Consider the following 14975-nt stretch of genomic DNA (forward strand, 5'->3'; position numbering starts at 1 on the left):
CGCACGCCGGTGCTGGTGTGTACCGAAGCTTGCCGTGAACAGGCGACGACCTTGCTGGATGAGTTCAGCTGCGCCAACCGTCCACGCTTGCTGGTGTGGGAAGAGGTTCAGACCGGCGCGGTGTCGTCGGCGAATCCGAACATCTTCAGCGGCCCGGACAACCTGGCCTACGTGATCTACACCTCGGGCTCCACCGGGTTGCCGAAAGGCGTGATGGTCGAACAGCGCGGCATGCTCAACAACCAGTTGAGCAAGGTGCCGTACCTGAACCTGAGCGACGCCGATGTGATCGCCCAGACCGCTTCGCAAAGCTTCGACATTTCGGTCTGGCAGTTCCTCGCCGCGCCGCTGTTCGGGGCGCGGGTGGACATCGTGCCGAACACCATCGCCCACGATCCGCAAGGCTTGCTGGTGCATGTGCAACAGCAGGGCATCACCGTGCTGGAAAGCGTGCCGTCGCTGATCCAGGGCATGCTCGCTTCGGATCGTTTGAGCCTCGACGGTCTGCGCTGGATGCTGCCGACCGGTGAAGCAATGCCGCCGGAACTGGCGCACCAGTGGCTGCTGCGTTATCCGGAGATCGGTCTGGTCAACGCCTATGGCCCGGCGGAATGCTCGGACGACGTGGCGTTCTTCCGCGTCGACCTGGCCTCGACTCGCGGCAGTTACCTGCCGATCGGTACGCCGACCGACAACAACTTGCTGTACTTGCTCGATGGCGCGCTGGATCTGGTGCCGTTGGGTGCGGTGGGCGAGTTGTGCGTGGCGGGCACCGGGGTCGGTCGCGGGTATGTCAGCGATCCGTTGCGCACCGCGCCGGTGTTCGTGCCGAATCCGTTCGGTGCGCCGGGCGAGCGTCTGTATCGCACCGGTGACCTGGCGCGCCGTCGCAGTGACGGGGTGCTGGAGTACGTCGGCCGGGTCGACCATCAGGTGAAGATCCGCGGTTACCGGATCGAGCTGGGTGAAATCGAGGCGCGTCTGCACGAGCAACCGGAAGTCCGTGACGGGGCGGTCGGCGTGCAGGAAGGCGTCAACGGCAAGCATCTGGTCGGCTACCTGGTGGCCGCAGATTCCGCACTGAATCAGAGCGAACGCCTGGAGCGGATCAAGCAGCGCCTGCGCGCCGAACTGCCGGAATACATGGTGCCGCTGCACTGGTTGTGGCTTGACCGGTTGCCGCTCAACGCCAACGGCAAACTCGACCGCAAGGCCTTGCCGGTGCTGGAGATCGGCCAGTTGCAGAGCCAGGATTACCTGGCGCCGCGCAGCGAGCTGGAGCAGACCCTGGCCGATATCTGGGCCGAGGTACTGAAGGTCGAGAAGGTCGGGGTACGTGACAACTTCTTCGAACTCGGCGGCCATTCGCTGCTTGCCACGCAAATCGCCTCGCGGGTGCAGAAAGCTCTGCAACGGGACGTGCCGCTGCGGGCGATGTTCGAGTGCAGCACGGTGGAGGAACTGGCCGGGTACATCGAAGGGCTGGCGGCCAGCGACATTACCGAGGAAAAGGTTGATCGGTTGAATGACCTGATGGCGGAGCTGGAGGGGCTTTAATCTCTGGTGCCTGTACCGGTCTCTTCGCGAGCAGGCTCGCTCCCACATGGTTTTGTGTCGATCACAGATCCCCTGTGGGAGCGAGCCTGCTCGCGATTAGGTGCGGTACATTTTTAGACATTTACACGGTTGACGATCCCGAACCGGCAGCCCAGTCTGCCGGTTCTCTTTTTTGTCGCGGGGGTGATCGATGGCTTTCTTCGAAGTTGACGGACAGGCGCTTCACTACATTGATCAAGGCACAGGCCCGGCGGTGTTGCTGGCTGGCAGCTACCTGTGGGACCAGGCCATGTGGGCGCCGCAGATCGCAGCGCTATCGGCGCACTATCGGGTGATTGCACTGGATCTGTGGGGGCACGGCGAATCCGGTCGCTTGCCTGAAGGCACCGCTTCGCTGGACGACATCGCCCGTCAGGCACTGGCCTTGCTCGATCATCTGGACATCGATCGGGTGACGCTGGTCGGGCTGTCCGTCGGCGGCATGTGGGGCGTGCGTCTGGCGTTGTCGGCACCGCAGCGGCTCAACGGTCTGGTGCTGATGGACACTTACGTCGGCGTCGAGCCGGAACCGACCCGCCAGTACTATTTCTCGCTGTTCAAACAGATCGAGGAAAGCGGTGGGATCTCCGAACAACTGCTGGATATCGTGGTGCCGATCTTCTTTCGCCCGGGCATCGATCGAGAGTCGGCGCTGTATCAGGACTTCCGCGCAAAACTGGCCGGGTATTCGGCTGACCGCCTGCGTGACAGCATCGTGCCGATGGGGCGGATCACCTTTGGCCGTGACGATCTGTTGCCGCGTCTGGGCGAGTTGAATGCGGCCACCACGCTGGTGGTCTGCGGCGATCAGGACAAGCCACGCCCGCCGTCGGAAGCACGGGAAATGGCTGAGTTGATTGGCTGCCCATATGTGCTGGTGCCGGAGGCGGGGCATATCTCCAATCTGGAGAATCCAACCTTCGTGACCGACACGCTGCTGAAGTTTCTGGCTGAGCTGAAGTAACGAAAACGCCCACGCATTGCGTGGGCTTTTTTTTATTTCGGGCCGAGAATCTTCGCCAGTTTGTCCGGCGTCGGCGCGCCTTGCTGTTGTTGCAGTTCGCCCTTGTCGTCCATGTAGAAGATCGCCGGGGTGGCCTGCAAGTCCAGGTCTTCCATCAACTGCATGTTCGCCGCAAGTTTGGTCTGCACGGTGACCGGAATGTCCTTCAAGGCCTTGAGGGTGCTGGCCTTGCCGGCCTTCTCATGATCCTCCAGGGCTTTGCTCGGGTCCTTGGCGGCGAGCAGGGCGGCGGATTTGGCCGGGCTGTCTTCGCGGATGATGCCGACCATGATATGCCGCAACTGCACCTTGCCGGCCTTGACCCATGGGCGGGCCTGTTCCCAGAACATGTTGCAATACGGGCAGTTCGGATCACTGAATAGGTACACGGTGCGCGGCGCATCCTTGTTGCCGTCCTGAATCCAGTTGCTCGCTTCGAATTTGGCCCAGACTTCCTTGGCCATTGGCGCGTACACCAGTTTTTGCAGCGGCGCGCTGCTCAGGTCGTTGCCGTCGGCGTCGTACAGATTGCCCAGCAGCACGTGCTTGCCGTCCGGCGTCAGGTACAGCGCCATGCCGCGGTTCTGGTATTGCGCGGCGTAACCGCGCAAGCCGTCCGGCGCGTCGAACTGGCCGACGATTTTCGCGCCCTTGGCTTCGATCTTCTTGATCGCTTCAGGCAGTTCTTCAGCAGCCTGGACCGACGGCAAGTGCAGCAGGGCTGCGCTCATGGTCAGCGTCAGCAGGTGGCGGAGGCGGGGCATGGCAGTTTCCTTGAAGAAGTGGTGGCCGGGTTCGGGCTGGAACCCGGGGTGTCGAAGTTTTCCAGGGCGCGGGCCAGGCTGGCGTTCGACAACTCGCCCAGATGGCTGCCCAGCAGGCGACCGTCCGGGCTATAGAACAGCGTAGTCGGCAGGGCCATGGAACCCACGGCCTGGCCGAGGCGTCCGCTGCGGTCGAACAGCACGTTGTTCAGGCTCAAGCCCTGGGTTTCGAGAAACGTGGCGACGCTTTGCATGCTTTCGGCCTGGTTGACGAACAGGAACGTCAGGTCCGGGCGTTGTTGCTGGGCGTTTTCCAGCACCGGCATTTCCCGGCGGCACGGCGGGCACCAGGTGGCCCACAGGTTGATCACCAGCGGCCCGCCCTGATAGTCGGTGAGTTTCACGGTTTCCCCGGCGGCGTTGCGCAGGGTGATGTCCGGCAGGCGTGTGCCTTGCTCGTAGATGTTCAGCGACAGGGTCGCCAGCACCCAGAACGCCACGCCGCTGACCACGCCGAACCCCAGCGGGCGACGCAAGCCCGGCCGGCGCCAGCCGCGATACAGCGCCGCCAGCAACAGCACGATCACCCCCGGCCAGGCGAGAAAACCGCCGTCGCGCAGATCGATGATCTGCCACAGATCATTGCGATAGTGGCCCCAGTACACAGCGACAAACGCAATGCGCGCCGCCAGCATGCCGAGCAGAAACAGGCTGAACAGCGCCGACTCGGGGTTGTCACCGCCGCGCTTGGCCACCCGCCAGCCGACGAAGGTCGCCAGCGCCAGCGCGCTAATCAGCAGCAAGTGGTTGAGTGCGATGGCAAAGGTGCCGAGGGTGAAGGTCAGCATTAACGGGCGTCTCGGGTGGTGGTCCAGCGTTGCAGAAAAGTATCGGCATCGACCTCGCCGGTGATGCGCTGGCTGCGGCGCTCTTCGCCGTCGGCGCCGATCCACACGAAACTCGGTGGCCCCGGCACTTTATAACGGCCGAGCAGTTCGCGGCTGGCGGCATTGTCGGCGGTGACGTCGAGTCGGAGCAAGCGCACATCGCTCAGTGCCTGCATCACCCGCGCCTGGCCGAACACCTGTTTCTCCATGACTTTGCACGACGTGCACCAGTCGGCGTAGTAATCGAGCAGCACCCACTGGCCCTGCGCTTTGGCGGTGTCGAGCTCGCGTTGCAGGGCAGCGGGATCCTTGATCGTCGTGAAGGCTTCGTGGCCGCTGGGCGCCGCAGATCCGATGCGGCCGGCGCTGTACACCTGCAACGGCTGATACGGATCGTCACTGCCGCCTGCCGCACCGACCACCAGCAGACTGCCCCACAAGCCCAGCAACAGCGAACCGGCACCGAACAGGTGAGCCACGCGACCGAAGCCGTCGGACTGTTTCCAGGCACTGTAAGCGGCGATCAATAGCAGTGCGCCGCACAGACCCAGCCATAGCGACGGATCCAGCACCGGTCGCAGCATCAGCAGCGCCGTGGCGAGAAACAGGAAACCGAATACGCCCTTGAGCAGGTTCATCCACGCGCCGGGCTTGGGCAGGAAGCGATTGCCGACGGTTACCAGCAACAGCAGCGGAACGCCGATGCCGATGCCCAAGGCAAACAGGATCAGACCGCCGTGCAGCGCGTTGCCGCTTTGCGCGATGTAGAGCAGGGCACCGGCCAGCGGTGCTGTCATGCACGGGCCGACCAGTAAACCGGACAGCGCGCCCAATACGCCCGCGCCGATCAGACTGCCGCCGCGCTGACTGCGCGAGGCATGTTCCAGTAGATCCCGCAGGGCCACCGGCAATTGCAGCTCGAAGAAGCCGAACATCGGCAGCGCCAGAACCACAAACACCGCCGCGAACGTCCCGAGCAGCCACGGGTTCTGCAACCACGCCTGCAGGTTGGCCCCCAGCAGCGCGGCGATGACGCCCATCGCCGCATACACCAGCGCCATGCAAACCACATAACTGCCGGCCAGCGCGAAACCGCGACGTGGCGTGGCGCCGCTGCCCACCACCATGCCCGCCAGAATCGGCAACATCGGCAGAGAACACGGCGCAAATGCCAGCAGCAGACCGAGGCCGAAGAACACCAGCAGACTCCAGCCCAGCGAGTGCTGTTGCAGACCGCTGGCGAGTGCCTGATCCGGCGCTTCATCCGTCGTTGCTGCGGCTTTGCCGCCGAGGTCGATCACTCTGGTTTGTGGTGGATAGCAAAGACCGGCGTCGGCGCAGCCCTGATAACTGACCTTGATCTGGCCCTGTGCGGCTGCCGGGATTTTCAGCTCGAGGCCCTGGCGATAAACCGGCTGTTCGCCGAAATACTCGTCGCTGTGGGACTCGCCTTCGGGCAGGGCCGGCACGTTTTGCGTCGCCAGCCCGTCGAACTTCAGACGCTTCTGATACAGGTAATAACCGTCGGCAATTTGCCAGAACAGCTGGGTCTCACCGGAATCCAGACGTTCCGAGGTCAGTACGAACGCCTTGTCGACCGGCAAGAACTCCGGTTTTGATGCAAAGGGATCATTACCTGCCTGGGCCAGACTCGAAATCAACAGTGCAAACAATAGAAAAAAATGACGCATGGAGGAGCCTTGTCCCTGTGCAATTGAGGGGCACAGTGGCGTGCGGCGATTAACCGATGATTAACCGGAGTTATCCATGCGTCGAACCTGCGAGACGCTGCAGCATTGCAAACGAATGAGGGAATCAGAGACCGCGGGTTAACCCGGCGAATGTGTCACTGACATTGCGCACACCTCCCTCGACAGCGCCTTTTTGCATATTGAAAACCACAAACTGGTCATTGGTCAGGAAGATGCACCAGAGGTTATCGCTGAACGTCGGATCAATCTGCGCCGCAGTAACAAGGCGATCTTTATAAGGTGCAAGTCCGGGCAGTATTGCATTGGCTTGGTGATTGATTTTTTGCGTCACAGTGTGGAATGTCAGACGAGTTCCGTCATTCAACAGGAAAAGAAACTCGTACTTGTGTCCAATGGCTTCCAGCCAGGTGCCGGCAACGATTCTGTCGAAGTAAGGCAGGATCGGCGTCCAGAGAGAGTTGGATAGATCGTAAAAGGCATCAGCCTTGTCATTGTCCTGGTCATAGGCGCACACCCACGGGCGATCACCGTTGTAGAAGAACAACCAGGCAATGTCCTTGTCGCCTGCCCTTGTTTGCGTAAATCCGAAGCGCAGGTGCTTGGCATAGGCATCGAAACCTGGCCAGTTTCCCTTGATCGGTTTTGGATATTCGTTGGGTACTTTTTCATCGCCATTGTTGTAACGGGAGAATTGATCAGTATCTTTGAAGAAGAAGTAAATCCGGTCAGGGCCGGAGCGCCAGTCGATGGCGACGAAGTTGTTAAGTTTGGACATTTGATGTTTGCTTCTGAAGAATGATAGTTGTTTGATTTGATGTTTGTATGTTTTGCAGTTGGAGGTTATATCGGCAAACAGTGGTTTTGCACTGATTTAGTGATTGCTGTTTGTGACATTGGGGGGCAAGTTGTTGCCTGTTAACTTGTTAGTTGTCGTTGCAGTAATTGGCGTTGAGAAAGACCTCGCCCGTGGTCGTATACGTCGGGATCGTGCTTTTCCTTGGCGCGGGCAGTGTCCATAATTGCCGCTTAATCCTCTCCTGCTTGAATCGCGTTTTTTCTCATGGAGCTCCCATGCACGTACTGGTTTGCGAAGACGATGAGTTGATCGCCAGCGGGATCGTCGCCGGGCTGACGGCGCAAGGCCTGACGGTCGAGCACGTCAACACCGCCTCCAAGGCGCGGGCGATCCTCAAGGTTGCCGAATTCGACGTGATGGTGCTCGATCTTGGCCTGCCGGACGAAGATGGCCTCAAACTGCTGCAGCAACTGCGCCAGCAGGGCCTGGAGATTCCGGTACTGATCCTTACCGCGCGGGACTCGGTCACCGACCGTGTCGACGGTTTGCAGTCCGGTGCCGACGACTACCTGCTCAAGCCGTTCGACCTGCGTGAATTGTTCGCCCGTCTGCAAACCTTGTTGCGCCGGGTAGCCGGGCGCAGCGTCAACCTGATCGAACACGGCGCGCTGACCTACGACCCGAGCAGTCGGGAAACCACGCTGGCGGGCCGTTCGGTAGACCTGTCCCGTCGCGAACAATCCCTGCTGCAAGCCTTGCTGCACAACCGTGGCCGGGTGCTGTCCACCGAGCAGTTGAAGGACAGCGTCTACGGTTTCAACGATGAACTGGAGAGCAACGCACTCAACGTGCACATCCATCACCTGCGCAGCAAACTGGGTAAAGGCATCGTCGAAACCGTGCGCGGTCTGGGCTATCGCCTCGGCCCGGCCGATGGTGGAGAACCTGACAAGTGATGAGTCTGCGCCTGCGCCTGAGCCTGACCCTCGGCGCCGCGTTCGCGCTGATCTGGGCACTGGCGGCTGCCTGGATGCTCAGCGACTTGCGCAACCAGATGATGTTTTCCCTCGACCAGCGCCTGGTGGCGTCGGCGCGGATGGTCGCCGGGCTGCTGGAACAACTGCCGGCCATCCCGAGCAAAGGCGAAGGCACTCACTTCAGCGCCGAGCAACTGAACATTCCCGGCGGGATGGCCTGTCAGGTCAGTTCGCTGCGCGGGGAAATCCTCGCCCGCAGCCACAACAACCCGGAACAGGCGCTGGAAGCCCAGAAGATGGGCTTCCACGATCAGATGATCGATGGCGCGCCATGGCGCAGCTTCACGCTGGCCCGAGGTGATGTGCGAATCACCACCGCCGACCGGGTAATCGAGCGCGAAGCCCTGAACATGTCGATCCTGCTGGCGGCCTCGGTGCCGGTGGGCGTGGCGCTGCTGGGCTGCCTGTGCCTGTTGTGGCTGGGGATCGGGCAGGGCCTGGCGCCGCTCAATCGCTTGCGTGAAGCTTTGATGCGCCGCAATGCCGATTCGCTCGAGCCGCTGCAGCTGCAGTCATTCCCCAGCGAACTGAAACCGCTGCTCGAAACCCAGAACCAACTGTTCCAGCGCATCGGCAAGACGATCGAACGCGAACGTCGCCTGACCGGCGATGCCGCCCATGAATTGCGCAGCCCGCTGACGGCGATCAAGACCCACCTGCAAGTGGCGCGCATGACCGAAGGCAACGCCCGCGATCAGTCCCTGGCCCGGGCCGAGGAGGGCGCCGACCGTCTGCACCGGACCCTTGAGCAATTGCTGTTGCTGGCCCGGGTCGAGGGCAGTCTGTCGTTCGACGACGGTGTGCAATGCAGTGCCGAACAGGTGGCGAAACTGGCGATTCAGGATTCGGCCAGCGACCAGCGCCAGCGGATCAGGCTGCACCTGCCTGAACACGTATCCGGTGCGCCCCTGCAAATGCCGGCAGTGCTGTCGATCGCAGCCTTGCGCAACCTGCTGGATAACGCCCTGCGTCATACCCCGACCGACGGCGCGGTGGAGCTGAGCCTGGAAACCACCGCCAATCGCGTGCGTTTCGTGGTGCGCGATCACGGGCCGGGCATTGCCCCGGATGATCTGCAACATCTGACCCAGCGCTTCTGGCGCAACGGCCAGAGCACCGGCTGCGGATTGGGGCTGGCGATTGTCCAGGCCATCGTTCAACGCTGCGCCTGCACCCTGCATTTCGACAGCCGCCCGGATGGTCTGCGGGTAGAGCTGACCATGCCGCTGCAACCGGTCTGACATTTGCCAGGCACATCAAATGTAACCTCTCTCCATTAGTCATCCGCCGGCCGCGACGTTATTGTCGCCCCAGCCTTTGACTCAATGGATTGAGGGAAACAGCGCCATGGAAGCACCCATCCACATCTGTCCCGCCACCTCCGCCGACGCCGGCCTCATCAGCCGGATTCTCGAACGCTCGATCCGCGTCGGTTGCGCGCTTGACCATCGCAACGATCCCCAATTGGTCGACCGCTGGGTTCGCCGACAATCGGCGGAACACATCAGCGGCTGGCTCGCTGATCCGCATCTCTATCTGAATATCGCGCTTCTTCACGATAAGCCGGTCGGGGTCGGCATGGCCGCAGCCAATGGCGAAATCACGTTCTGTCATGTGCAGCCGGAGTGGTTTCGCCGGGGCGCGGGCCGCGCGCTGATGGGCGATCTCGAGGGTTGGCTGCGGGTTCGTGGCCGGCCTTGCGTCACGCTCGCCAGCACGCGAACCGGCGAGGCGTTCTACCGGCGCCTGGGGTATCGCGAAGCGGCGTCTACCTTCTCGCATCACGGTGTTTTGAGCCTGCCGATGCACAAGCCACTGCCATTGTCGGCCTGACATTCGATCAAGGGTGTAAATCCTCGACACGCTGGTGCGTTTCCAGAACAGGAAAACCAGCATGTGCGCCCCGCGACCGGAACGCGCACCTGCCCGGTGTGCAGTTTTGGTCACTATCCATAGCGTATTGAGGGGTCGAGAGATGTCAGTCGCCACCAGCCTTATCGAAGAGTCGTCGGCCCGGATCGCCTCCGCGCCGGCTGAAACGCTGTATCAGTTCAATGAATCGCCGTTGCTGGCCCGTCAGAGCCAGCAGGAATCCAATGCCCGCAGCTACCCGCGCCGGATTCCGCTGGCGTTGAAGCGCGCCAAAGGTCTGTACGTCGAAGACGTCGAAGGTCGTACCTTCATCGATTGCCTGGCCGGTGCTGGCACTCTGGCGCTGGGGCATAACCATCCGGTGGTGATCGAAGCGATCCAGCAGGTGCTGGCCGATGAACTGCCACTGCACACCCTGGACCTGACCACGCCGGTGAAAGACCAGTTCGTGCAGGACCTGTTTGGCCTGTTGCCGCCTGCATTGGCCAAGGAAGCGAAAATACAGTTCTGCGGCCCGACCGGCACCGACGCCGTGGAAGCTGCGCTGAAACTGGTGCGCACCGCCACCGGGCGCAGCACCGTGCTGTCGTTTACCGGCGGTTACCACGGCATGAGCCAGGGGGCCTTGAGCCTGATGGGCAGCCTGGGGCCGAAAAAGCCGCTGGGTGCGCTGCTCAGCAACGGCGTGCAATTCATGCCGTTCCCGTACGACTACCGCTGCCCGTTCGGCCTCGGTGGCGCGGCGGGGGTGAAGGCTAATCTGAGCTACCTGGAAAACCTGCTCAATGATCCCGAGGCCGGCGTGCAATTGCCGGCAGCGGTGATCGTCGAAGCGGTGCAGGGTGAGGGCGGTGTGATCCCGGCGGACATCGAGTGGCTGCGTGGTCTGCGTCGCATCACTGAAAAGGCTGGCGTGGCACTGATCATCGACGAAATCCAGAGCGGCTTCGCCCGTACCGGCAAGATGTTTGCCTTCGAACACGCCGGCATCACTCCGGACGTGGTGGTGCTGTCCAAAGCCATCGGCGGCAGCCTGCCGCTGGCGGTGGTGGTCTATCGCGACTGGCTCGACACCTGGCAGCCGGGGGCCCACGCCGGTACGTTCCGTGGCAACCAGATGGCGATGGCCGCCGGTTCTGCGGTGATGCGTTATCTGGTCGAGCACAAGGTCTGCGAACACGCCGCTGCGATGGGCGAACGCCTGAGCGAGCACTTGCACATCCTGCAGCGTGACTTTCCGCAACTGGGCGACATTCGCGGTCGTGGCCTGATGCTCGGTGTCGAACTGGTCGATCCGAACGGCACGCCGGACGCACTGGGCCATCCGCCGGCCTTCGCGCGCCTGGCGCCGCTGGTTCAGCGCGAATGCCTCAAGCGCGGGCTGATTCTGGAGCTGGGCGGTCGGCATGGTGCGGTGGTGCGATTCCTGCCGCCGCTAGTGATCACCGCCGCAGAAGTCGACCGTGTCGCCGAGATCTTCGGTCGTGCGTTGAGCGCCGCGACTGCCGGCCTGTAAATTTTTCGCCGCGTCGAACGTTCTTTCTACATACCCGGCTGCACCCGTCGTGCAGCCCACCCTTACAGCGATGGAGACACAGCATGACGTCAGTATTCGACCGCGAGGACATCCTCTTTCAAGTCGTGGTCAACCACGAAGAGCAGTACTCGATCTGGCCGGACTACAAGGCCGTGCCGGAAGGCTGGCGCACCGTCGGCAAGAGTGGCCTGAAAAAGGAATGCCTGGCCTACATCGAAGAAGTCTGGACCGACATGCGCCCGCTGAGCCTGCGCCAGAAGATGGAAGCGCAAGCGGCTGCACAGTAAGTCTTCAGCCAAAAAGAAACCCGCTGGACTGGAAACAGTCAGCGGGTTTTTTCATGTCCGAAAGATCGGCCTTGATGATCGTTCCCACGCAGAGCGTGGAACGATCACTTCTCCTCAGGCGCCGGCCAGGCCCTTGAGCAGCACATCCACATTGCCTTCCAGCTCTGCCACTGGATCCGCCGCATCGGTGCTGAGCACCAGCAGATGACTGCCCGATTCGGCAATTGCCGCTTTCACCGCGTCCGACGGCTGCCGATGGTGCAGCACCACCGCCACGTCATTGTCTTTCAGGGTGGCGGTCAGTTTTTTCAGATCTTCCGGCGTCCACTCGGCATCCGGTCGCGCGTCCTGTCCGATCAATTCCAGATTCAGGCTGCCGATCAGGTAACCGAAGTGATCGCTCAGGCTCATCACGCTCAGGTTGTCGGCACTGGCCAGACGCGCCTCGCTGTCGGCACTGAGCTTCAGCAGGCGCTGCTTCAGTGCCGCCAGATTGGCCTCGATTTTCGGTTTGTCCTTCGGCGCCAGGCGCACCAGGTCCGCCGCCATCACGTCGGCCATGCGCCCCATGTTGTTGCTCGCCAACCACGGCTGGCTGTTCAAACCGTCGACCTTGAGCCCCGGTTGCACGGCAATGCCGGGCAGGGCGCCGTCCACCGGGCGGGCAGCGTCGACTTCGACGATGCGGATGTTGCTGCGGCGGGCGATCGGGTACAGCGGATCATCGGCCCACAGCGAGCGCACACCGATCACCGCATCGGCGCCGGTGGCCAGTTTGCTCAGCGCCGGGGCGCCGCGCCCGGTGAAGTAGGCGGTCTGGCGACTGCCCGGCAGATTCGCCGGCGCCGCGCGCTCGAGGCTGATGTCGGTGCCCTTGAGCAGGACTTCGCCCAGGCCGTAAGTGATGGGCAACGAGGCCAGCACCCGCAGCGGTTTCTCGGCAGCCAGCAGAGGGCTCGAAACCGCGCCGCTGAGGGCGATGGCCAGGGTCAGTTGTCGCAATGAAAAAGCCATTTATCCAAGGTTCCCTTTCAGACTGGGGACGACGCCCCGGGCAATCGCGGCGAGGGCGAAGGCGATACCGGCGACCAGAATGATCGCGGCGCCGGACGGAATCGGCAGGTCGAACACGATCGGCGCGAGAATCCCGCACAGCGTACTGACCGTGGCGATCAGCACAGAACACCAGAAAAAGCCCTTGAGCGACTGGCTGAGCAGACGCGCTGCCGCTGCCGGAATCACCAGCAGCGCACCGACCAGAATCGCACCGATGACTTTCACTGCAGCAACCGTAATCAGCGTCACCAGAATCACGAACAGGTAATCCAGGGTTTTCACCGCGACGCCGCGCACCGCCGCCAGTTGCGGGTTGAAGCTGGCGAGCATGATCCGGTTGTACAGCGGCAGGGCCAGCGCCATCACCAGCGAGCCGACAATCGCCAGCACCAGCAGGTCGTTACCGTTGACCGTCAGCACCGAGCCGAACAACACGTTTTCCAGAATGTGCACGTTGATCTTGCCCGCCAGAATCAGCAGCAGGCTGGCGCCCAAGGCGAGGGACACCGACAGGAACACGCCGATCAATGTGTCGGGTGCCAGGCCGGTGCGGTTGCGCAGGTAGTTGAGCAAAATGCCGAACAACAGGCAGTAGCCGAACAGGCTGCCGTACGGGCCGGTGTAGGGTTCGCCGAGCAGGATGCCGATGGCCACGCCGGTCAACGCCGCGTGGCCCACCGCCTCGGAGAAAAACGCGAAGCGCTTGACCACCACCAGCGTGCCGAGACCACCCAGTACCGGGCCGATCAGCAGACCGGCCAGCAGCGCATTGACCACAAACCCGTAGGCCAGGGCTTCCGGCAAGTAACCGGAGGAGGCCCAGCCTTGCACCATCAAACGAAAGGCTTCGTAACTCATCAGGCAGCGCTCCGTGGATGGGTTGAGAACAGGGTCAGCAGGCGTTCCGGGGTCAGGGCCTGTTGCGGCGTGGCGTCGAACAGCACGCGGCGGTTGAGGCCGGTGACGCGATTGGCCAGACGCCCGACCGCTTCCAGATCGTGCTCGATCCACAGCACCGTGATGCCTGCCGCACGCCAGTCGCCGAGCAATCGCTCGAAGACCTGAATCCCGGCTTCGTCGAGGGCCGACATCGGTTCGTCCAGCACCAGCAATTGCGGGGCCGGAATCAGGCCTTGAGCGAGCAGAACCCGCTGGCGTTCGCCACCGGACAGCGCACCCATCCGGCGCTTGCGCTTGTCCTGCATGCCGACCCGCTCCAGCGCATCACCGATAGCGCCAGCGTAGCGTTTGCTCAAGCCGAGAAAGGCCGGGCGACGCTGACACATGGCGGCCATGAAATCATCGACGGTCATCGGCAGACCCCGATCGAACTCCAGCGCCTGCGGCACGTAGCCGATGGTGCCGGGTTCGCCGGGCCATTGCAGGCTGAGCCGGCCCTGATGGGGCATCTGCCCGAGCAGGGTTTTGATCAGCGAGCTCTTGCCGCCGCCGTTGGGGCCGACCAGCGCATGCACGCTGCCGGGCTGCACCTGGAAGGTGACTTTGTCGAGGATCGTCGTGCGGCCGAGGGTCAGGCTGACGTCCGCGAAATCCAGGGTCGGGCCGTTATGGGTGATTGAGAGGTTTTCCTGAGCCGTCATGCGCCGGACTCCTGAATCGCCCGAACCACGGTGTTGAGGTTGCCGGTCATTTCCTTTTCGTACTTGTCGGCGGTGTATTCGCCGTAGGAAATGTGCGACAGCGGGTACAGCTTCACACCGGATTCACGCTGGATGGTTTCGACGTAGGTGGACGGGAAATCCATCTCGGAGAAGATCACTTTCACGTCCAGCTCGCGCAGTTGGTCGATGGTTTTCTTCAACTGGCTCGGACTCGGCTCGATGCCGTGGGCCGGCTCGACCACGGCGGTGACTTCCAGACCGAATTCGCGCAGCAGGTAGTCATAGGCGGCGTGCACCGTGGCCACTCGCAGTTCGGCGTTCGGCGCCTGGGTCAGTTTGGCCAGGGCGTCGGCGCGCATCTGCCGCAGGCGTTTGCCGTAGGCGCGGGCGTTCTGGGTGTAGGTCTTGGCGTTGTCCGGGTCGAGCTTGCCCAATTCCCGGGCGATGTTGTTGACCTGGGCAATCGAGGCGCTGATCGACAGGAACGTGTGCGGGTTCACCACTTTGCCGGCACCGCGCGCGGCAACCCCGGTGGCGGCCAGCAACGGCACGTTTTCGTTGGCTTCGATGGTCTTGATGTTCGGCGTTTCGCTGGCGGCGATCATGCGGTCGGCGAAGTCGTCATGACCGACGCCGTTGAGCACGATCACGTCCAGCCCGCTGATACGCTTGATGTCTTCGGCGCGCGGCTCGTAGGCGTGCGGGTTGAAGCCGGCGGGAATCAGCGGCACGACCTCGGCCTTGTCGCCGACGATGTTCGCCACATAACTGTAATACGGATGCAGGGTAATGCCGATGCGCAGGCG

Annotated in this window: 15 protein-coding genes; 7 read left to right on the forward strand and 8 right to left on the reverse strand. The window is 62.5% G+C overall.

Features of this window, described 5'->3' with window-relative positions:
- Both K5E37_RS27015 and K5E37_RS27020 read left to right on the forward strand, forming a co-directional pair.
- Positions 1 to 1557, forward strand: a 1557-nt coding sequence (locus K5E37_RS27015) for an amino acid adenylation domain-containing protein (protein ID WP_221535623.1), incomplete at its 5' end; no start/stop codon positions are given.
- A 190-nt stretch (positions 1558 to 1747) separates the two neighbouring features.
- A complete protein-coding gene (locus K5E37_RS27020) occupies positions 1748 to 2560 on the forward strand; it encodes an alpha/beta fold hydrolase (protein ID WP_221535624.1) in 813 nt (270 codons plus the stop codon).
- 32 nt (positions 2561 to 2592) lie between these two features.
- On the opposite strand, the gene dsbG is transcribed toward K5E37_RS27020, so the two are convergent.
- The 4 genes from dsbG to K5E37_RS27040 form a co-directional block, all read right to left on the reverse strand.
- Positions 2593 to 3363 carry a thiol:disulfide interchange protein DsbG gene (dsbG, locus tag K5E37_RS27025; protein ID WP_085744935.1) on the reverse strand — a complete coding sequence of 257 codons (771 nt, stop codon included), beginning with the start codon at positions 3361 to 3363 and terminating at the stop codon, positions 2593 to 2595.
- Positions 3339 to 4211, reverse strand: a complete 873-nt coding sequence (locus tag K5E37_RS27030) for a TlpA disulfide reductase family protein (RefSeq protein ID WP_085607091.1) — start codon at positions 4209 to 4211, stop codon at positions 3339 to 3341. The genes dsbG and K5E37_RS27030 overlap by 25 nt, the downstream gene beginning before the upstream one ends.
- Positions 4211 to 5941: a protein-disulfide reductase DsbD gene (gene dsbD, locus K5E37_RS27035; protein ID WP_221535625.1), complete on the reverse strand. Its 1731-nt coding sequence runs from the start codon at positions 5939 to 5941 to the stop codon at positions 4211 to 4213. The genes K5E37_RS27030 and dsbD overlap by 1 nt, the downstream gene beginning before the upstream one ends.
- A gap of 124 nt (positions 5942 to 6065) precedes the next feature.
- Positions 6066 to 6737, reverse strand: coding sequence for a hypothetical protein (locus K5E37_RS27040; protein WP_221535626.1), 672 nt, complete (start codon positions 6735 to 6737; stop codon positions 6066 to 6068).
- A gap of 296 nt (positions 6738 to 7033) precedes the next feature.
- Between K5E37_RS27040 and K5E37_RS27045 the strand changes: the two genes are divergently transcribed.
- The 5 genes from K5E37_RS27045 to K5E37_RS27065 all read left to right on the forward strand — a co-directional run bounded on the left by K5E37_RS27045 (position 7034) and on the right by K5E37_RS27065 (position 11491).
- Complete coding sequence (locus K5E37_RS27045) at positions 7034 to 7714, forward strand: response regulator (protein WP_085607085.1); 681 nt, start codon at positions 7034 to 7036, stop codon at positions 7712 to 7714.
- A complete protein-coding gene (locus K5E37_RS27050) occupies positions 7714 to 9036 on the forward strand; it encodes an ATP-binding protein (protein WP_085607083.1) in 1323 nt (440 codons plus the stop codon). Before K5E37_RS27045 ends, K5E37_RS27050 begins: the two co-directional genes overlap by 1 nt.
- A 106-nt stretch (positions 9037 to 9142) precedes the next feature.
- Positions 9143 to 9628, forward strand: coding sequence for a GNAT family N-acetyltransferase (locus K5E37_RS27055; RefSeq protein ID WP_007955803.1), 486 nt, complete (start codon positions 9143 to 9145; stop codon positions 9626 to 9628).
- A gap of 142 nt (positions 9629 to 9770) precedes the next feature.
- Positions 9771 to 11183 carry an aspartate aminotransferase family protein gene (locus K5E37_RS27060; RefSeq protein ID WP_207983524.1) on the forward strand — a complete coding sequence of 471 codons (1413 nt, stop codon included), beginning with the start codon at positions 9771 to 9773 and terminating at the stop codon, positions 11181 to 11183.
- Between the two features lie 83 nt (positions 11184 to 11266).
- Positions 11267 to 11491 (forward strand): MbtH family protein, encoded by a 225-nt coding sequence (locus tag K5E37_RS27065; protein ID WP_007917715.1) that lies wholly within the window; start codon positions 11267 to 11269, stop codon positions 11489 to 11491.
- Between the two features lie 114 nt (positions 11492 to 11605).
- Here K5E37_RS27065 and K5E37_RS27070 read toward each other — a convergent pair whose 3' ends face one another.
- The 4 genes from K5E37_RS27070 to K5E37_RS27085 form a co-directional block, all read right to left on the reverse strand.
- On the reverse strand, positions 11606 to 12505 hold the full coding sequence (locus tag K5E37_RS27070; protein ID WP_221535627.1) for a metal ABC transporter solute-binding protein, Zn/Mn family: 900 nt from the start codon (positions 12503 to 12505) through the stop codon (positions 11606 to 11608).
- Entirely contained in the window at positions 12506 to 13405 is a 900-nt protein-coding gene (locus tag K5E37_RS27075; protein ID WP_003226663.1) for a metal ABC transporter permease, read from the reverse strand.
- Positions 13405 to 14148 carry a metal ABC transporter ATP-binding protein gene (locus K5E37_RS27080; protein ID WP_221535628.1) on the reverse strand — a complete coding sequence of 248 codons (744 nt, stop codon included), beginning with the start codon at positions 14146 to 14148 and terminating at the stop codon, positions 13405 to 13407. Before K5E37_RS27080 ends, K5E37_RS27075 begins: the two co-directional genes overlap by 1 nt.
- Positions 14145 to 14975 (reverse strand): metal ABC transporter substrate-binding protein (locus K5E37_RS27085; RefSeq protein WP_221535629.1); only part of this gene is annotated, 831 nt, incomplete at its 5' end. The genes K5E37_RS27080 and K5E37_RS27085, both read right to left, overlap by 4 nt.

Source organism: Pseudomonas sp. RIT778 (genome assembly GCF_019718735.1).
Lineage (GTDB): Bacteria > Pseudomonadota > Gammaproteobacteria > Pseudomonadales > Pseudomonadaceae > Aquipseudomonas > Aquipseudomonas aphyarum.